At 63.5% G+C, this 19,321-nt stretch carries 16 protein-coding genes; 5 read left to right on the top strand and 11 right to left on the bottom strand.

Annotated features, from left to right (window positions below; translation table 11 throughout):
* The 7 genes from M0954_RS06195 to rpsB form a co-directional block, all read right to left on the bottom strand.
* Positions 1-1,206 carry a 1-deoxy-D-xylulose-5-phosphate reductoisomerase gene (locus M0954_RS06195; RefSeq protein WP_122155112.1) on the bottom strand — a complete coding sequence of 402 codons (1,206 nt, stop codon included), beginning with the start codon at positions 1,204-1,206 and terminating at the stop codon, positions 1-3.
* Between the two features lie 10 nt (positions 1,207-1,216).
* Positions 1,217-2,038 (bottom strand): phosphatidate cytidylyltransferase, encoded by an 822-nt coding sequence (locus M0954_RS06190; protein WP_297352165.1) that lies wholly within the window; start codon positions 2,036-2,038, stop codon positions 1,217-1,219.
* Complete coding sequence (gene uppS, locus M0954_RS06185; protein ID WP_122155114.1) at positions 2,032-2,814, bottom strand: polyprenyl diphosphate synthase; 783 nt, start codon at positions 2,812-2,814, stop codon at positions 2,032-2,034. The genes M0954_RS06190 and uppS overlap by 7 nt, the downstream gene beginning before the upstream one ends.
* 64 nt (positions 2,815-2,878) lie before the next feature.
* Complete coding sequence (frr, locus tag M0954_RS06180) at positions 2,879-3,439, bottom strand: ribosome recycling factor (RefSeq protein WP_122155115.1); 561 nt, start codon at positions 3,437-3,439, stop codon at positions 2,879-2,881.
* Positions 3,440-3,537: 98 nt separating this feature from the next.
* Positions 3,538-4,251, bottom strand: coding sequence for a UMP kinase (gene pyrH / locus M0954_RS06175; protein WP_074264280.1), 714 nt, complete (start codon positions 4,249-4,251; stop codon positions 3,538-3,540).
* 221 nt (positions 4,252-4,472) lie between these two features.
* Positions 4,473-5,354: a translation elongation factor Ts gene (gene tsf / locus M0954_RS06170; RefSeq protein WP_297352164.1), complete on the bottom strand. Its 882-nt coding sequence runs from the start codon at positions 5,352-5,354 to the stop codon at positions 4,473-4,475.
* 166 nt (positions 5,355-5,520) lie between these two features.
* A complete protein-coding gene (gene rpsB, locus M0954_RS06165; protein WP_122155117.1) occupies positions 5,521-6,273 on the bottom strand; it encodes a 30S ribosomal protein S2 in 753 nt (250 codons plus the stop codon).
* Positions 6,274-6,638: 365 nt separating this feature from the next.
* Between rpsB and map the strand changes: the two genes are divergently transcribed.
* The 4 genes from map to M0954_RS30315 all read left to right on the top strand — a co-directional run bounded on the left by map (position 6,639) and on the right by M0954_RS30315 (position 12,139).
* Positions 6,639-7,454: a type I methionyl aminopeptidase gene (gene map / locus M0954_RS06160; protein ID WP_297352163.1), complete on the top strand. Its 816-nt coding sequence runs from the start codon at positions 6,639-6,641 to the stop codon at positions 7,452-7,454.
* 29 nt (positions 7,455-7,483) lie between these two features.
* Positions 7,484-10,063, top strand: coding sequence for a [protein-PII] uridylyltransferase (locus M0954_RS06155; RefSeq protein ID WP_123387744.1), 2,580 nt, complete (start codon positions 7,484-7,486; stop codon positions 10,061-10,063).
* 202 nt (positions 10,064-10,265) lie between these two features.
* Positions 10,266-11,408, top strand: a complete 1,143-nt coding sequence (locus M0954_RS30320) for a hypothetical protein (protein ID WP_367279494.1) — start codon at positions 10,266-10,268, stop codon at positions 11,406-11,408.
* The gene (locus M0954_RS30315) at positions 11,408-12,139 is read left to right on the top strand and encodes a pseudouridine synthase (RefSeq protein ID WP_367279493.1); all 732 of its coding nucleotides are present in this window, start codon (positions 11,408-11,410) and stop codon (positions 12,137-12,139) included. Before M0954_RS30320 ends, M0954_RS30315 begins: the two co-directional genes overlap by 1 nt.
* 74 nt (positions 12,140-12,213) lie before the next feature.
* Here the strand turns inward: M0954_RS30315 and def are convergent, their stop codons facing one another.
* Together def and ligA are read right to left on the bottom strand one after the other, a co-directional pair.
* Entirely contained in the window at positions 12,214-12,747 is a 534-nt protein-coding gene (gene def / locus M0954_RS06145; protein ID WP_122155148.1) for a peptide deformylase, read from the bottom strand.
* Positions 12,744-14,795: an NAD-dependent DNA ligase LigA gene (ligA, locus tag M0954_RS06140; protein WP_122155149.1), complete on the bottom strand. Its 2,052-nt coding sequence runs from the start codon at positions 14,793-14,795 to the stop codon at positions 12,744-12,746. The genes def and ligA overlap by 4 nt, the downstream gene beginning before the upstream one ends.
* A gap of 226 nt (positions 14,796-15,021) precedes the next feature.
* Between ligA and M0954_RS06135 the strand changes: the two genes are divergently transcribed.
* On the top strand, positions 15,022-15,867 hold the full coding sequence (locus tag M0954_RS06135; RefSeq protein ID WP_297352162.1) for a hypothetical protein: 846 nt from the start codon (positions 15,022-15,024) through the stop codon (positions 15,865-15,867).
* Positions 15,868-16,039: 172 nt separating this feature from the next.
* Here the strand turns inward: M0954_RS06135 and M0954_RS06130 are convergent, their stop codons facing one another.
* Positions 16,040-17,269, bottom strand: a complete 1,230-nt coding sequence (locus M0954_RS06130) for a cell division protein ZipA C-terminal FtsZ-binding domain-containing protein (protein WP_297352161.1) — start codon at positions 17,267-17,269, stop codon at positions 16,040-16,042.
* Positions 17,270-17,365: 96 nt separating this feature from the next.
* Positions 17,366-19,321, bottom strand: a 1,956-nt coding sequence (gene smc, locus M0954_RS06125) for a chromosome segregation protein SMC (protein WP_297352160.1), incomplete at its 5' end; no start/stop codon positions are given.

Genomic DNA, 19,321 nt, shown 5'->3' with positions numbered 1-19,321 from the left:
TCACTGGACGGCACGTTCCGCGCGAAGAGCGTCTTGCGGCAAACGCTGGATAAAGTCTGCTGCCGCCCGGCGCGCGGCTGCGTCGGCTTCGATCACGTCGTCGAGCGCGTGAGCGCTGCCATTGGGCAGCGCGTTCAGCACTGCGTCGACCACTTGCGCGATCGCCATAAAACCGATCTTGCGCGACAGGAACGCATCCACGGCAACCTCATTCGCGGCGTTCAAAGCCGCGCTCGCGAGACCACCTTCGGCGAGGGCCTTCATGGCCAGCGCCAGACACGGGAAACGGGCGTAATCCGGCTTTTCGAACGACAGCGATGCGACCTGCACCAGGTCGAGCTGCGCCACGCCCGAATCGACCCGCTCGGGGAACGCGAGCGCGTGCGCGATTGGCGTGCGCATGTCGGGATTGCCAAGTTGCGCGAGCACCGAACCGTCGGCGTACGAGACCATCGAATGGATCACGCTCTGCGGATGAATCAGCACCTCGATGCGCTCGCCCGGTAGTGCGAACAGCCAATGCGCTTCGATGACTTCGAGGCCCTTGTTCATCATCGTCGCCGAGTCGACCGAGATCTTGCGGCCCATCACCCAGTTCGGATGCTTGCAGGCCTCGTCCGGCGTCACGTTGACGAGACTGGCCGGCTCGCGCGTGCGGAACGGGCCACCCGACGCGGTCAGAATGATTTTCGACACGCCGCCATGCAGCGCGGCTTCGCGCGGCAAGCACTGGAAAATTGCGTTGTGTTCGCTGTCGACCGGCAACAGCACGGCCCCATGATCGCGCACCGCGTCCATGAAGATCGCGCCGGACATCACCAGTGCTTCCTTGTTGGCGAGCAGGATGCGCTTGCCGGCGCGCGCGGCCGCCAAAGTCGGCGCAAGCCCCGCCGCGCCGACGATGGCCGCGACCACCGTATCGCAGCCGTCGCTCTTCGAGACCTCGACGAGCGCCTGCGCGCCGTACGTCACCTCGGTCTTGCAGCCGGCTTCGCGCAGCTTCGCAGCGACTTGCGCCGCCGTGGCGGCGTCGCCGACCACGGCCACTTCGGGCCTGAAACGCAGGCATTGTTCGACGAGCTTGTCGCCGTTGCGATGCGCGGTGAGCGCATACACCGAGAAGCGCTCCGGATGACGCGCGACGACGTCGAGCGTGCTGTCTCCGATTGAGCCCGTGGAACCGAGCAGTGTCAGTCTTTTTTGCATATCTCTTTCTCTAGCCGAGAAGCAGCATGGCGAGCGGCAGCACCGGCAACAATGCGTCGATGCGGTCGAGGACGCCACCATGACCCGGCAGCAGGCCGCTGGAATCCTTCACGCCGGCCTGACGTTTTAACATCGACTCGAACAGGTCGCCAACGACGCTGAAGGCCACCAGAATGGTCAGCGCAACCAGCGTCCGGATCGCCCCAAGGCGCTCCAGCAGCGCAGAATACAGTGTCGGCTCGAATGCATGTAACAGGATGGCCACCGTCGCGACGATCAGAACCGCCAGCCAGCCGCCGATCGCCCCTTCCCAGGTCTTGCCGGGGCTGATGGCCGGCGCCAGCTTGTGCCGCCCGAACGCCTTACCCGCAAAGTATGCACCGATATCGGCCAGCCAGACCACTAGCATCAGGGACAGAACAAACGGTACGCCGGCCATCCTGGCCGCGACCAGCGCATGCCAGCAGGCCACGAACACGACGATCCCCGCGATAAACAGGAACAGGCGCCAGGCGCCCTGCGCCAGCGTTGGCTTGCGCAGCAGCACGTACGGGCCGGCCAGCACCCAGAACACCGCAGCGGCCTGAAAGAGCGGTCGTGGCAGACGCATGCCGGTGCCCAGTCGCGTGCTCGCGACAAGCGCCGCCGCCGCGACCAGCGCATAAATGATTGGACCCGCACCCTCGACTTTCAGGAGACGCGCCCATTCCCAGGCGGCAAAGACAACCACGAACGCGATCAGCGCGCCAAACGCGCCCACCGGCGCGAACAGCGTGACCGGCAAAAACACAGCCAGAAGGACGATCGCCGTGATAACACGGGTTTTTAGCATGGAAGCGAATCGACGTTTTGCGATTGCGGCTCGAGCTGAGCGCTCGTCCGGCCGAAGCGACGTTCGCGCTCCGCATAAGAATCGATCGCGTGGCGCAGGGCCTCGGCGTCGAAATCCGGCCAGAAGGTGTCGGTGAAGTAGAACTCGGTATAGGCGAGCTGCCACAGCAGAAAGTTGCTGATGCGCTGCTCGCCGCCGGTGCGGATGAAGAGGTCAGGTTCCGGTGCGTACGCCATGGCGAGGTGTTCGGCAAACGCATCTTCTGTGACCTCGACGGCCACGCCCGCCAGCGCCGACTGCTCGGCAAGCTTGCGGGTGGCCTGCATGATGTCCCAACGGCCACCGTAGTTGGCGGCGATGGTGAGGGTAAGACGCGTGTTGCGGGCGGTTTTGGTCTCGGCGCGGCGGATCAGATCCCGGATGCGCTTGTCGAACATCGACAGATCGCCGACCACGCGCAGCCGAATGCCGTTGGCGTGCAGCTTGCCGACCTCGCGCTCGAGCGCGGTCACGAACAGGCGCATCAGGAACGACACTTCGTCGTTCGGGCGGCGCCAGTTTTCGGAGCTGAACGCGAACAGCGTCAGATATTCGACGCCGGAGCGTGCACACGCCTCGACGGCGGCGCGCACTGCGTCGACGCCGCGCGTATGGCCGGCCACGCGCGGCAGACGGCGTTGCGTTGCCCAACGGCCATTGCCGTCCATGATGATCGCGATATGTCGCGGCACCGCCGCGACATCAGGCACGCGAACGGTTGAGCTGGTATAGGTCATGGCCGTCGGGACAGTGACTGCAAATAAAGAAGTAAAGACCTGAAGGTGCTGAAGCCTGACGGCCTCAAACCGTCATGATCTCGGCTTCTTTGGTCGTCACGAGCTTGTCGATTTCGTTGACGAACTTGTCCGTAAACTTCTGGACGTCGTCACCGGCACGACGCTCGTCGTCTTCGGAAATTTCTTTGTCTTTCACGAGCTTCTTCAGTTGCTCGTTGGCATCGCGGCGCAGGTTGCGCACCGCGACCTTGGCCGTTTCGGCTTCGCTGCGCGCGACCTTGGTCAGCTCGCGGCGGCGTTCTTCGGTCAGCGCGGGCATCGGCACGCGGATCACGTCGCCTTGCGTAGCCGGGTTCAGGCCCAGATCGGAATCGCGAATCGCCTTTTCGACGACCGGCACCATCTTCTTTTCCCACGGCTGCACGCCGATCGTACGCGCATCGATCAGCGTCATGTTCGCGACCTGCGAGATCGGCACCGGCGAGCCATAATAATCGACCTGGATGTGATCGAGCAGGCCCGTATGCGCACGGCCCGTGCGGATCTTCGACAGATCGTTCTTGAATGCGTCGATCGAGCGCTGCATTTTCTGCTCGACGCCCTTCCTGATATCAGCCACAGACATTTTTAAACCTCCGAACCTTCAAAACGGTGCGAGCCGGCCAGCGCGCGATTAGCGGCGGCCCGGGCCCGCGTTAAAGCCCACGTTATGTGAACGAGAGTTTACACGTGGACGAGAGTACCCTCGTCCTCGCCCTGCACAATGCGCTTTAGCGCACCCGGCTTGACAATTGAAAACACGCGGATCGGCAGTTTCTGGTCGCGGCACAGCGCAAACGCCGTCGCGTCCATGACCTGCAGATTGCGGCCGATCGCCTCGTCGAAGCTGATCGTCGTGTAGCGCGTCGCTGTCGGGTCTTTCTTCGGGTCGGCCGAATAGACGCCGTCCACCTTGGTGGCTTTCAGCACGACTTCCGCTCCGACTTCCGAACCGCGCAGCGCCGCTGCGGTGTCCGTCGTAAAGAACGGATTGCCGGTACCGGCCGCGAAGATCACGACCTTGCCTTCTTCCAGCTGGCGGATCGCCCGGGGGCGAATGTACGGCTCGACCACCTGGTCCATGCGCAGCGCGGATTGCACGCGCGCCTCGATACCGGCGTGGCGCATCGCGTCCTGCAGCGCCAGTGCGTTCATCATGGTGGCCAGCATCCCCATGTAGTCGGCCGTCGCACGGTCCATACCCGCCGCGCCGCCTGCCACTCCACGGAAAATATTGCCGCCGCCGATCACCACGGCCAACTGCGTACCGAGCCGCACCACCTCGGCCACGTCCGCCACCATTCTTTCGATCGTTGCGCGATTGATGCCAAAGGCATCATCGCCCATTAGAGCTTCGCCGGAGAGTTTGAGCAGGACGCGTTTATAGGCAGTGGGCATAGGGGTATCCAGATCGCGCAGAACAGGGCAACAACAAGGAACTAACTGTAGGGGTGAAATACTGATTCGGGCAAGCGTCGCCAAATTGACGAACCCTGGGGTTCGCCAGTGGCGGCGGCACAGCGAGGGTCAACCCGCGCACCGCCTTGCGGCGCTGCCGACCGCGGCAGGGTCTTGCCCCACCGCGGGTCCAACGGTACAACCTGAAACTTAGGCGATGCTTATTGTTGCTTTGCAGCAGCCACTTGTGCGGCCACTTCGGCTGCGAAATCGTCCTGCTTCTTCTCAATGCCTTCGCCGACCACGAACAGCGCGAACTTCTGCACGCTTGAGCCTGCGGCCTTCAGCATCTGTTCGATCGTCTGTTTGTCGTTCTTAACGAACGTCTGGTTCAGCAGCGACACTTCCTTCAGGTACTTTTGCACGCTGCCGTCGACCATCTTGGCGACGATTTCAGCCGGCTTGCCCGATTCGGCGGCCTTCTGTTCAGCAATGCTACGTTCCTTGGCGATCAGATCTGCCGGGACTTCGTCCGACGACAGCGAGACCGGCTTCATGGCCGCGATGTGCATGGCGACGTCCTTGCCGACCTGCTCGTCCGCGCCGGTGTACTCGACCAGCACGCCGATACGCGTGCCGTGCAGGTAGGCAGCCAGCTTGTTGGCGGTTTCGAAACGCACGAAACGGCGGATGGACAGGTTTTCGCCGATCTTGCCGACCAGCGCGAGGCGCACTGCATCGACCGTCGAGCCTTCCAGCGGCAGGGCTGCCAGCGCAGCGACGTCAGCCGGGTTCTTCGCAGCGACCAGTTCAGCGATCTGCTTGGAGAAAGCCAGGAAGTCGTCGTTCTTCGAAACGAAGTCGGTTTCGCAGTTCAGTTCGACGATCGCACCGACGACGCCGCCGATGAACGAGGCGATCACGCCTTCGGCCGTGACGCGCGAAGCGGCCTTGCTGGCCTTGTTGCCGAGCTTCACGCGCAGCAGTTCTTCAGCGCGCTCCATGTTGCCGTCGGCTTCCGTCAGCGCCTTCTTGCATTCCATCATCGGCGCATCGGTCTTCGCGCGCAGTTCTGCAACCATGCTTGCGGTAATTGCCGCCATCATTTGCTCCTAAAGTCTGTCTTTCACATACCGCCCGCACTTCGATGCCGGCGGCAAGAATTCGTTTCCGCACAGCGCGTATTTTTCTCGCACTGTAGCCAGGTGTCATGACTTAAAAAAAGGGGGCCTGTAGAAAGCCCCCTTTTTTGCCGGACACGGGGCAGCTTTACGCTTCCGCGTTGACCTCGACGAACTCGTCGCCGTCACCGCCACGTGCAGCCTGCACCACTTCGTTGACCGCGTTGGCACGGCCTTCGAGGATCGCGTCAGCCACGCCAGCCGTGTACAGAGCGACAGCCTTGCTGGCGTCGTCGTTACCCGGGATCACGTAGTCGATGCCTTCCGGCGAGTGGTTCGTGTCGACCACCGCGATAACCGGCACGCCGAGCTTGTTGGCTTCGGTCACGGCAATCTTGTGGTAACCGACGTCAACCACGAAGATTGCGTCCGGAATGCCGCCCATGTCCTTCACGCCGCCAATCGACTTTTGCAGCTTGAGAATTTCGCGTTCGAACAACAGCGCTTCCTTCTTGCTCATGCGTTCCGTTTCACCGGCTTCCACCGCTGCTTCCATGTCCTTCAGGCGCTTGATCGAAACCTTCAGCGTCTTGAAGTTGGTCAGCATGCCGCCGAGCCAGCGTGCGTTGACGAACGGCATACCAGCGCGTTGTGCCTCTTCGGCGATCGTGTCGCGCGATTGACGCTTCGTGCCGACGAACAGGATCGTGCCGCGGTTAGCTGCCAGCTGACGCACATACTTCAGTGCGTCGTTGTACATCGGCAGCGTCTTTTCGAGGTTGATGATGTGAATCTTGTTGCGATGACCGAAAATGAAGGGGGCCATCTTCGGGTTCCAGAAGCGCGTTTGGTGACCGAAGTGGACACCTGCTTCCAGCATTTGACGCATGGTAACTGCCATGAAAATCTCCGCTAGGGTTGGGTCTTAAGCCGGCGGCTGCATCGGCCGCGCCGTCTTCGCCATGTGCGAGGACCTGACGCGGCGGACACCCTGGGTGCTGCCGGCTTGCGAGTCTGCTGCCTTGAAAATCTCCTGTAGCGCAGGCAACTATCGCTACGGGCCAGTCCTTTCCACAAAATAGAATAATGTGGAGCGACTTAGCCAGAGATTATAGCACGTGACTATCGGCAGACTCAACCCGACCGGTAGCCCTGAAACGGCGGGCGGGTTGCACCCGGCCACGGGCCAGCCAGTCCTCTCAAAAGCCAGCGAGAGCCGGAATATGGTGCGATAATCTTCAAATAACCGCATTTCAGGCCCGACTCATGGCTATTACGCTCAAAAACGACCACGATATCGCGCAGATGCGCGTCGCCTGCCGCCTCGCAAGCGAAGTGCTCGACTACATCACCCCGTTCGTCGCCGCCGGCATCACCACCGGCGAACTCGACCGTCTGTGCCACGAATACATGCTGAAGGAACAGGGCACGGTTCCGGCGCCGCTGAATTATCAGCCGCCCGGCTACCCACCCTATCCGAAGGCGACCTGCATTTCCGTCAACGACGTGATCTGCCACGGCATCCCGGGCGACAAGACGCTGAAGAACGGCGACGCACTGAATATCGACATCACCGTCATCAAGGAAGGCTACTTCGGCGACACGAGCCGCATGTTCATCGTCGGCGAAGGCTCGATTCTGGCCAAACGCCTCGTGCAGACTACCTTCGAGTGCATGTGGCTCGGCATCGATCAGGTCCGGCCCGGCGCCCATCTCGGCGACATCGGCTATGCGATCCAGCGGCACGCCGAAGGTCAAGGCTACAGCGTAGTCCGCGAATATTGCGGCCATGGGATCAGCACCGTGTTCCACGAAGATCCGCAGATCCTGCATTACGGCCGTCCGGGCACGGGGTTCGAACTGCAGGCGGGCATGATCTTCACGATCGAGCCGATGATCAATGCCGGCCGCCGCGACATCCGCACCATGCCGGATCAGTGGACTGTCAAGACCAAGGACCGCAGCCTGTCCGCGCAGTGGGAACATACGGTGCTCGTGACCGAAAGCGGTTATGACGTGCTGACCGTCTCGGCGGGCACCCCGGCGCGTCCGCCGGTTGTCGCCTCGGCCACTGCGGCCTGACCGTCCCTCGTTCCCACCCACGCGCGCCCATGAGCAGTGTTCCAGCCGTCGCCCCTTCCGATGCCACATCGCTCAAAGCCGACTACAAGGTGGCCAAAGCCAGGCTGCTGGAACGCTTCAGGCTGGCAACCAACGTCGAATCGTTGATGGCCGCCCTCGCGCGCACCACCGACGAGTCGCTGCGCGCCGCATGGAACGCCTGCGACCTGCCGCCGTCCCTCGCTCTGCTGGCCGTGGGTGGGTATGGACGCGGCGAACTGGCGCCGCATTCGGACATCGACATTCTGGTCTTGCTGCCCGATCAGCCGATCGCGCATCTCGAAGCGCGCATCGAACGCTTCATCAGCCTCGCGTGGGATCTGGGACTGGAGCTTGGCAGCAGCGTTCGCTCCGTCTCGCAGTGCCTCGAAGAGGCGGCCAATGACGTCACCGTGCGCACCTCGCTGCTGGAGGCGCGCCGCATCACCGGCAGCAGCGCGCTGTTCGATGAATTCGCGCAACGTTATCGCGCGGCGCTCGATCCGCGCGCGTTCTTCCAGGCGAAAGTGCTGGAGATGCGCCAGCGGCATGCCAAATTCCAGGATACGCCCTACGCGCTTGAGCCGAACATCAAGGAAAGCCCCGGCGGACTGCGCGATCTCCAACTGATCCTGTGGGTAACCCAGGCGGCTGGCTTCGGCAGCAGTTGGCACGAACTGGAGACACGCGGCCTGATTACCGAGCGCGAAGCTCGCGAACTCGAGCGCAACGAAGGTTTTCTGAAGGCGCTGCGCGCCCGGCTGCACGTGATTGCGGGACGTCGCCAGGACATCCTGGTGTTCGATCTGCAGACGGCGGTGGCCGAAAGCTTCGGCTATAAGCCGACCGCCACCAAACGCGCCAGCGAGCAGTTGATGCGCCGCTACTACTGGGCCGCCAAGGCGGTCACCCAGTTGTCGACCATCCTGATCCAGAATATCGAAGCGCAACTGTTTCCGAACACGAGCGGTATCACGCGGGTCTTATCGGAGCGTTTCGTCGAGAAACAGGGCATGCTCGAAATCGCCCGCGACGACGTATTTGAACGCGAGCCGAACGCGATCCTCGAAGCGTTTCTGCTATACGAGCAAACGCCTGGGGTGAAGGGTCTGTCGGCGCGCACGCTGCGCGCGATCTACAACGCGCGCGACGCGATGGATCAGCACTGGCGCCGCGATCCGGAGAACCGCCACCTGTTCATGGAGATTCTCAAGCAGCCCGCCGGCATCACGCACGCGCTGCGGTTGATGAACCAGACCAGCGTCCTCGGGCGCTACCTGCTGAATTTCCGCCGTATCGTCGGGCAGATGCAGCATGACCTGTATCACGTCTACACGGTCGACCAGCATATCCTGATGGTGCTGCGCAACCTGCGCCGCTTCGCCATTGCGGAACATGCGCACGAATACCCGTTCTGCAGCCAGTTGATCGCCAACTTCGAGCGTCCGTGGGTACTGTACGTGGCGGCGCTGTTTCATGACATCGCCAAGGGCCGCGGCGGCGACCATTCCACGCTCGGCATGGCCGACGCGCGGCGCTTTTGCCGCGAACACGGCATCGAAAACGGCGACGGTGATCTGGTGGTGTGGCTGGTGCAGCATCATCTGACAATGAGCCAGGTCGCGCAGAAGCAGGACACGAGCGACCCTGAAGTCATCAAGCGCTTTGCGGAGCTGGTGGGCACCGAACGGCGTCTGACAGCGCTGTACCTGCTGACGGTGGCCGACATTCGCGGTACCAGCCCGAAGGTCTGGAACACCTGGAAAGGCAAGCTGCTCGAAGACCTTTACCGGGCGACGCTTGCGGTGCTCGGCGGCGCGCGCCCTGATGCGCACTCCGAACTGAAGTCGCGCCAGGAAGAGGCGCTTGCGCTGCTGCGACTCGAAACGGTGCCGGAGAATGCGCACCAGGCGCTGTGGGACAAGCTCGACGTCGGCTATTTCCTGCGCCACGACGCGGCGGATATCGCGTGGCAAACGCGTGTGCTGCACCGGCATGTCGAAACGCCTACGCCGATCGTCCGCGCGCGTCCGTCGCCAGTTGGTGAAGCCCTGCAGGTGCTGGTTTATGTGAAGGACCGCCCTGACCTCTTTGCCGGCATTTGCGCATACTTCGACAAGAACGGGCTGTCGGTGCTCGACGCTCGCGTCAGCACGACCCGGCACGGCTACGCGCTGGATAATTTTATTGTCCAGCACACCGAAGAAGACGTGCATTATCGTGACATCGCCAATCTGGTGGAACAGGAACTGGCCGCACGCCTCACGGCAGACGGCACCCTGCTGCCGGATCCGTCGAAGGGGCGCCTGTCGCGCCTGTCGCGAACCTTCCCTGTGACGCCGCGCGTCGACCTTCGGGCCGACGAACGTGGCCAGTACTACATCCTGTCCGTGTCGGCGAACGACCGGCCAGGCCTTCTTTATTCGATCGCGCGCGTGCTGGCCGAGCACCAGGTCGGCGTCCAATCGGCGCGGATCAATACGCTCGGCGAACGCGTAGAGGACGTGTTCCTGCTGGATGGACGCGGCCTCTCGGACAACCGCCTGCAAATTCAGGTCGAGACCGAACTGCTGCGCGCGATCGCAGTGTGAGATTTCATGCGAGTCAAATTGACAGCCAAGCATCCGCGGTCGGCTTCGTCCGAACGCGCCCCTGTTCGCTCGGGTAGTACGACCGCGCGTAAGCCGACGCGCCCTGCCGGGCCACGGCCCGCCACGCCGGCCGCCGGTGGGCGGGAAGCCAAGCCGGCTGGGGCCGGCAAACGACCGGCGGCCAAGCCGGCGGGTTTTGCGGGTGGCGCTGGCCGCACCCAAGGCGGCGCACGGCCGCCGCGAGCGGAAGGTTCTTTTTCGCGCGATCGCGATGCGGGTGCTGGTGGCGCTGCACGGCGTGCGTCGTCTGATCGGCCGCCGCGCCGTGATGGTGATGCGGGAGCGCCGCGACGGTTTGAGAGCGAGCGTGGTGAGCGTGCGCCGCGGAAGTTTGATGGTGAACGCACTGAACGTCCTCCACGCAAGTTCGACGGCGAACGCACCGAACGTCCGCCACGCAAGTTCGACGGTGAGCGCACCGAACGTCCGCCGCGCAAGTTCGACGGCGAACGCACTGAACGCGCACCACGCAAGTTCGATGGCGAACGCACTGAACGCCCGCCGCGCAGTTTCGCAGCAGGTGACCGTAGCGAGCGAGCACCTCGTCGCGAAAGTCCCGGTGGCGCTCCGCGCCGTTCTGAGGGTGACCGCGCGCCGCGGCGCGCTGAAGGCGAGGGGCCCGCGCGTTTTGCCCGCGACGAAGGCACGCGCCGTCCGGCCTTTGGTGCACCGCGTGGCCCGCGTGGCGCAGACGACACCCGCCGCGCCACCGCCCCGCGCGCTGGCGGCAGCTTCAACACCGGCCCGCGTGGAGAACGCCCGGGAAACAACGAACCTGGAAAGTCGCGTGAACGTGGCACGTCTGAGCGCCCGCGCTTTGGCGCCGGCCGCAGCGGCTCCGACGAGCGCCGCACGTTCGACCGGGCGCCGCGCGACGAAAGCGCACGTGGCACCACAGCCGGACGCGAAGGGCGCCCGGCCTCAAGTGAGCGCACCCCGTCCGAGCGCGGCGAGCGCTCGTTCGCCACGCCCGTCAAGCGTGCATACGGAGATCGCGCCGAACGCGCGCCGCGCGAGGATCGTGGAGCGCGAGCACCTGCCGCACGCGGGTTCGGCGATCGGCCGCCGCGCGCAGAACATTCGGACCGCCCTGCCGGCCCCCGCGGGCCACGCAGCAACGACAACGCCGCCCCCGGCAGCCGCTTCACCGCCGAACGCGCTCGTCCGGCGCGCGCCGACAAGCCGCCGCGTCCCGAGCGCAGTGAAGAATCCGCTTCGCGGCCGGCTGCCGCAAATCGCCGCGATCGCGACGACGCCCCCGGCACGCTGCGCCTGTCGAAGCTGATGTCAGAACTTGGTCTGTGTTCGCGCCGTGAAGCGGACGAGTGGATCGAAAATGGCTGGGTGCGCGTCGACGGCGAAAAAATCGACACGCTCGGCTCCAAGGTCCGCCCGGACCAGCGCATCGAAATCGACCCGGCCGCGCAAGCGATTCAGGCGCGTCTCGTCACGATCCTCATCCACAAGCCGGTTGGCTATGTGTCCGGGCAGGCTGAGGACGGCTATCAGCCAGCCGTCACGCTCGTAACACCGGAAAACCGCTGGGAAGCCGACAACTCTGATATCCGCTTCTCAGTGTCGCATTTGCGTCAACTCGCCCCCGCGGGCCGACTCGACATCGACTCCACCGGCCTGCTGGTGCTGACCCAGGACGGTCGGATCGCGAAACGGCTGATCGGTGGGCATTCGGAGGTCGAGAAGGAGTATCTGGTGCGCGTGACCTACGGCGAGATGACGACCGAGATCGACAAACACTTCCCCCTCGAAAGTATCGAACTGCTACGTCACGGTCTGGAGCTCGACGACGTGCCGCTCAAGCCGGCCAAGGTCAGCTGGCAGAACGGCGAACAGTTGCGCATCGTGCTGCGTGAAGGCAAGAAACGGCAGATCCGGCGCATGTGCGAGCTGGTCGGCCTGGAAGTTGTTGGCCTCAAGCGCGTGCGTATGGGTAGCGTGCCGCTTGGTGCGTTGCCTCCCGGGCAATGGCGCTACCTGGCGCACGACGAGTCGTTTTAAGCCTGATCGTGTGGCGGCGCAGCCGCCACACGCATCGAGCGCGGTGGCGTCATGCGCTGTAGGCGCCCTTCCGCTCAGTCGTCGCTATTCGGATCCAGGTCCGGAAACAGTACTTCCGTGAAGCCGAACTTCGCGAAATCGTTGATCCGCATCGGGTAGAGCTTGCCGATCAGATGATCGCACTCATGCTGGACGACGCGGGCATGGAAGCCCTCGGCGACACGGTCGATCGGATTGCCGAACTGGTCGAAGCCGTGATAACGGATCATCGAAAAACGGCTGACAGCGCCGCGCAGACCCGGCACCGAAAGACAGCCCTCCCAACCCTCCTCCATGTCCTGCGACACCGGGGTAATGGTCGGGTTGATCAGCACCGTTTCCGGCACCGACGGCGCATCCGGATAGCGTTCGTTGTGCCCAAAGCCGAAAATCACGACCTGCAGGTCGACCCCTATCTGCGGCGCGGCGAGCCCCGCGCCATTGGCGTCGTGCATGGTCTCGAACATATCCTTGATCAGAGCATGCAGGTCGGGCGTGTCGAAGTGGTCGACCGGGGCGGCGATGCGCAAAAGGCGCGGATCGCCCATCTTGAGAATTTCGCGGATCATGTTATCTGCCCCTCCAGGAGCTTACGCATACCATCTTCGTCGAGCACGGGGATGCCGAGTTCCTCAGCTTTCACAAGTTTGCTGCCTGCCTCGGCGCCGGCCACGACGTAATCGGTTTTCTTCGACACGGAACCGGCCACCTTGGCACCCGCCGCTTCAAGCATTTCCTTCGCTTCTTCGCGGGCCAACGTCGGTAAAGTGCCCGTCAGCACAATCGTCTTGCCGGCCAGCAAGCCTTGAGGCGCTTTGGGCGCCGGGGGCCCGTCCGACCACGTCACCTTGCCCGGCGCGCGCAACTGTTCGATCACCGTCCGGTTGTGCTCTTCGGCGAAAAACTGATGAATCGACTCGGCCACCACCGGCCCCACATCATTTACTTCCAGTAGCTCCTCGACCGTGGCGTTCATGATCGGATCGAGCGAACCGAAGTGCTTTGCCAGATCCTTCGCCGTCGATTCGCCCACCTGACGAATTCCGAGCGCATAAAGGAAACGGCCAAGGGTCGTGTGCTTGGCCTTTTCGAGCGAGTCGAGCAGGTTCTGCGCTGATTTTTCGGCGAAACGGTCGAGCTCGGCCAACGTCGCAAAACCGAGGTTGAACAGATCGGCCGGCGTACGCACTAGCTTCAGTTCGACCAGTTGGTCGATGATCTTCTCGCCGAGCCCGTCGATATCCAGCGCGCGGCGTTGCGCGAAGTGCCACAGTGCCTGCTTGCGCTGTGCCGGACAAAACAGGCCACCGGTGCAGCGGGCGATCGCCTCGTCGGGCAGGCGTTCGATGGCCGAGCCGCAAATTGGACACTGCGTGGGCATCACGAACTCGGCGGCGTCCGCCGGACGCCGGTCCATGAGCGCGCTGACGACTTCCGGGATCACGTCCCCAGCGCGCCGTACGATCACGGTGTCGCCGATGCGGATGTCTTTGCGCCGCACTTCGTCTTCGTTGTGCAACGTGGCATTCGTCACCGTCGCGCCGCCGACGAATACCGGCTCGAGACGCGCCACGGGCGTGATCGCTCCCGTACGGCCGACCTGCACGTCGATCGCCAGCAGCTTTGTCAGCGCTTCCTGGGCCGGAAACTTGTGCGCGAGCGCAAAGCGTGGAGCGCGCGAGACGAAGCCGAGTACGTCCTGCTCAACGCGGGCGTTGACCTTGTACACCACGCCGTCGATGTCGTACGGTAGCCCGTCACGTTTCTCGCCCACCTTGTGGAAGAACCCCAGCAACCCCTCCACGCCCTCCACGACCGCTCGCTCGCTGTTGACCGGCAAGCCCATTTCCCCATACCAATCGAGCAGCGCGCTATGGGTAGCCGGCATCGGCTCGCCGTCGAGCACGCCGATTCCATAGGCGAAGAAAGACAGCGGGCGCTGCGCCGTGATCTTCGAATCGAGCTGGCGCAAACTGCCGGCCGCAGCGTTACGCGGGTTGGCAAATTCCTTCAGACCCGCCGCACGTTGCCGCTCGTTGAGACGTTCGAAATCGCGTTTGAACATCAGCACTTCGCCACGGACGTCGAGCACCTTCGGCACGTGCTTGCCCTTGAGCGTCAACGGAATGGAGCGGATCGTGCGGACATTGCCGGTCACGTCTTCGCCGGTAGTTCCGTCACCGCGTGTGGACGCTTGCACGAAGTGGCCGTCCACATAGCGCAGGGAAATGGCCAGACCGTCGAACTTGAGCTCGCTCGCGTAACTGACCGGCGATTTGCCGAGCGCGTCGGCAATGCGCTTGTCGAACGCCGCGATGTCTTCGTCGGCGAAGCCGTTGTTCAGCGAGAGCATTGGCTGGTCGTGCACGACCGGTTCGAAGCCGCTCGCGGCCTCGCCACCGACGCGCTGGGTGGGCGAGTCCGGCGTGATCAAATCCGGATGTTCCGTCTCGATCTGCTGCAGCTCCTTGAAGAGCTTGTCGTATTCCGCATCCGGCAGGTCCGGTTGGTCGAGTACGTAGTACGCGTGATTCGCGCGTTCGAGTTCCGCGCGCAACCACACGGCACGCTTGGCCGGGCTGCTCGTTGCTGGGTCAGGGACGGTGGTTCGGGCCATGCTATCGGAAGATCCGCCGGTGAAATTCAGACTTCAGATTATCTCAGGAACCGCCCGTCGTGGACATTGGCCGGATGGCCAGTTTCGTACGCCGCCTCACCGATCATGGGCTAGCCTTGGCCGAACGGCCAACGTGAGCTGTGTTGCATTGACACACGCGGGGCGCAATGCGACCGTAAGGGCATGAGCCACGTGCCGTGCCAGCATATCCACCAGAGGAGCAACCATGACGGGTTTTACTGCGATCAGGCGTAGTCTCAAGCGGCTGACCTCGTTCGCCATGTCGCTTTGCATTGCACTGTGCGTCTGGCACGCCGCACCCGCCTGCGCGCTCGAACAGGTCGTCACTGTGCCCGTAGCAGATAACGCGACGATCTCATACCTGCTAACGCAAAAGGACGGCAGTCGCCCAGACTGGGTTCTCGTCATGTTTGCGGGCGGCGATGGGGCATTGCAACTAGCGCAGGCGAGCGACGGCACTATCCGGCTGGGTCTGAAGAATAACTTCCTCGTGCGAGCGCGCACCTTGCTCGTCGACGACCGCTTTGCCACTGCACTCGTCGATGCACCGTCCGACCAGCCTGGCGGCTACTCCGATAGCTTCCGCGCGTCGCCACGTCACGCACAGGACCTCGCGCGTATCGCGGCCGACCTGCGCACGCGCTTTCCACAGGCGAAACTCGTGCTCGTCGGCACGAGTCGCGGGACAGTTTCCTCAGCGTTTGTCGGCCGGGCCCTGCCCGATACCTGGGATGCTGTCATCCATACCTCGACGCTAAGCAGTCCGGCGCGTGGTCAGGCGCTGCCGCTGGCCGGCTTCAACTACGGAGAGATCCACGCACGCCAGCTCTTCGTGCATCACGTCGACGACGGCTGCTATCTCTGTTCGTTCAGTGCAGCGAAACGTATCGCGGACGATGGTCATGATTTCATCGCTGTCAGCGGTGGAAACGCGCGTGGCAATCCCTGCGAGGCGATGGGACATCACGGTTTCAATGGCCAGGATGAAGCGGTGGTTGCCGCGATCAAGGCCTGGATCAGCGGCGGCGCATGGCCGAAGGAGGTGGACTGAAGCTGAAGTGAGCGGCGGCAACGCTGGCGAGGTCGCCGTTCGTGGATTTTAGCGGTGGTGTGAAGCAGCACTCGGCCACACCCCGAAGCGCCGAGGCATAGGTGAAAACGAACCGCAGCGGCACAGTCGAGACGCGCGTTGCGCTGACCAAACTGCCGCTGCCGCCAAAAGTCTACTGACTAAACAACCGCCGCGTAGCCGGTGAACCCGCCGGAATCCCGGCTTGCTCGAGCTTGGCGTAGAGCGTCATCAACTGCTTCTCAATCGCCAGTAACGACGTTTCCGGCAGCGGCCTGCGGCCATCGTCCACCACCCGCCCGCCGATCCGCTCCGACAACGACTTTGCGTAGTCGCACATCAACCGGAACGGCAGGATATCCTCATCGGCCACCGGCACGTCGAGCACCAGCGTAATCATCTGGCCGCCCTTGTACGTGAGGTCGTCGCGCAGGAAGTTGGTATCGCCGAACTGCAGCATGAATACCGGGCTTTGCCGGGCGTCGAGCTTGACGAAACGCGTGCCGTCGCGTGACAGCAGCAGGCCGTCCTGCGAGGCCACCGCCTGCACATAGTTCGCCGACCACGGCGCGCCGTCCGACAGCACGTTGATCGACAGTTGAGCATCGCACTGGGCAGCAAAACCGTCCAGCTCGCGCGCCATTGCCACCGTCTCCATCATGTCGGGGAATTCGGGAGCCGCGTCGATCGCATCCGCGAACTGCTGCACGCCCGTCACGAACTCGGAAAACTCCAATTCATTCAGCGGTCCGCTGCGGTTAGCCAGCTGCGCGGCTGCGCGCAGTTCTTCGTAGCGCACGCCGTTCTGCAGCAATTCCCACGCGCCGCCGCCTTCCGGCTTGCCTTCAATATGCACCGGCTTGCTGCCCGCACGACGCAGACGCTGCGCAAGCGGAATCACCTTGTCACCCGCCAGCGGACCGGCGAGGCGAATCGGCACGATGCAATCAATGCGCCGATCCACGATCGCGGGCGGCGCAGAAGAGATCGTCGTTGCGGCCGGCAGAATCGGCTCAGAGGGTTCGTCGGCACTAGTTGGCGCGCCCTCGCCTTGCGGCTCAGGGAAACCATTCGGCGTAGTCGTCTCGGCCTGGATATCCGCAGCCGTATCGAGCGGCGCCGCCGTGCCGAAGGTAGGTTCGACGCGCGACCCGGTATCCGTCGCGTCATCCGACACGGACTCGCGGCGAGCCGTCGGCCGGGCCGGTTCGATGAACGGGCTTTGTTCTTCCTGATCGTCCCGTGCAAAGGTCTCCGCAGTATCGGCCGGCATCGGCCGCGGCATCCGGCGGCGCACCTTCGCGCCTTGCCATGCGTTGTAGACCACCACGCCCCCGACCACCACGGCACCCGCGCCGATCAAACCGAGTGTCAACTCGTCCATGCATGCTCCATCAGCAATTCTTCTGTTTGCGCGGCGTCTGAGCCTGCGCCGCGCGGCAACCTTGCCGCAGCGGGGCGCAGGCTCGCGCCGTCCGTATCAAACGATATTCTGGGCGAAACCGGCGGCCGTTTCCATGTCGACCGCGACGATCCGCGACACGCCCTGCTCCTGCATCGTCACGCCGATCAGTTGCTGGGCCATTTCCATCGCGATCTTGTTGTGCGAGATGAACAGGAACTGGGTCTTGTCCGACATTGCGCGCACGAGATTGGCAAAGCGCTCCGTATTGGCGTCGTCGAGCGGCGCGTCCACTTCGTCGAGCAGACAGAACGGCGCCGGATTCAACTGGAACATCGCGAACACGAGTGCCGTCGCAGTCAGCGCTTTCTCGCCGCCCGACAGCAAGTGAATCGTCGAGTTCTTCTTGCCCGGCGGTTGCGCCATGACCTGCACGCCGGCGTCGAGAATTTCGTCGCCAGTCATGATCAGCTTGGCCTGGCCACCGCCGAACAGACGCGGGAACAGCTCGCCGAAATGCAGGTTGACCTGATCGAAGGTGCCCTGCAGCAGCGTGCGGGTTTCCTGATCGATCTTGTGAATCGCGTCTTCCAGCGTTTCGATTGCGCTGTTCAGGTCAGCTGATTGCGCATCAAGGAAGCTCTTGCGCTCGGTTGCGGCCTTCAGTTCGTCGAGCGCGGCCATATTCACCGGTCCGAGCGCAGCGATGGCGTTGTTCAGCCGCGTGACTTCGCCTTGCAGGTAGGACGGCTTCATGTCCGGCGTCAGCTTCGCCTGCAATTCAGCCTCGTCGACGCCGGCCGCAGCGAGCTGCTCGATAAACTGCTCGGCATTCAGGCGTGCGGCCTGCTCCTTCAACTGCAACTCGGTAATGCGGTCGCGCAGCGGCTGCAGTGCACGTTCTGCCGTGAGACGCGTCTCGTCGGCGGCGCGCAGCTTGGCGGTCAGGTCGTCCAGCTCGAGACGCGCGGCATGCAGCGCCTCTTCCTTGACCGCGCGGATTTCCAGCGCGCCTTGCAGACCGGTATGCGCGGTCTGCTCGTTGATCGTTTCGAGTTCAGCCCGAGCGTCTTCAAGCGATGCGGCAACCCGCTCGCTCTGCTCATGTGCCACCTGAATGCTGCGCTTCAGCTCGTCAATGCGGTTCGCCATGTTGCGCGCGGCAAAGCGTGCATCCGTGGCGGCGCGATCAAGATCGCGCGACTGCGCGCGCGCAGCGGTCAGTTCTTCGTCGAGGGCTTCGAAGGCCAACTGGTTGTCTTCGAAACGCGCCTGCAATTCGGCCAGTTCCGCGTCGTGACGTTCGAAGTTCGCTTCCGACTCGCCGCGCAAGGCGCGCTGCTCATCGATCTGCGCGGTGATCTCTTCGAGTTCCTCGCGGATCTGCGTGCTGCGCTGCATGTAGCGCTCGTGCGCCTGCGTGAGCTTGAGCACATCCATCTGCAGCGCGTGCACGCGTTGGGTGGCACGCTCGGCCTGCTGGCGCACGTCTGTCAGCGTCTGCGATGCCTGCGTATGAGCCGCTTCGGCGCGAATCGCCGCCGTCTTGGCTTCGTCCGCGAGCAGCCCCTGGGCGCGCACCTGACGCGTCAGGTTTTCAATTTCCTGCTGGCGAGCCAGCATGCCGGCCTGTTCGGAATCGGCAGCATAGAGTTGCACGCCGACGCGCGTCACGACATGACCTGCCTTGACGACAAATGAGCCGCCCTCCGGCAGTTGCGAACGCAGCGAGAGCGCCTGGGCAAGATCGTCGGCGACAAAAGCGAGACCCAGCCAGTCGTTCAACACCGCACGCAGACCGGCGTCGTCAATGCGCACCAGCGATAGCAGCGGCCGCAAGGCGGGCGGCGTCGCGACCGGCGCTCCGGCTGCCGGCGGCGCATAAAAGGCGAGCTTGGCGGGCGGCGCATCGGTCGCGAAAGCCTTGACCCAGTCGAGATTCGACACTTCCAGCGCGGCAAGACGCTCGCGCAACACCGATTCCAGCGCGGTTTCCCAGCCTGCTTCGACGTGCAGCTTCTTCCACAGCCGCGG

This window comes from Paraburkholderia sp. (assembly GCF_026225065.1).
Taxonomy (GTDB): domain Bacteria; phylum Pseudomonadota; class Gammaproteobacteria; order Burkholderiales; family Burkholderiaceae; genus Paraburkholderia.
This window is presented reverse-complemented; position numbering and strand designations above follow the sequence as displayed.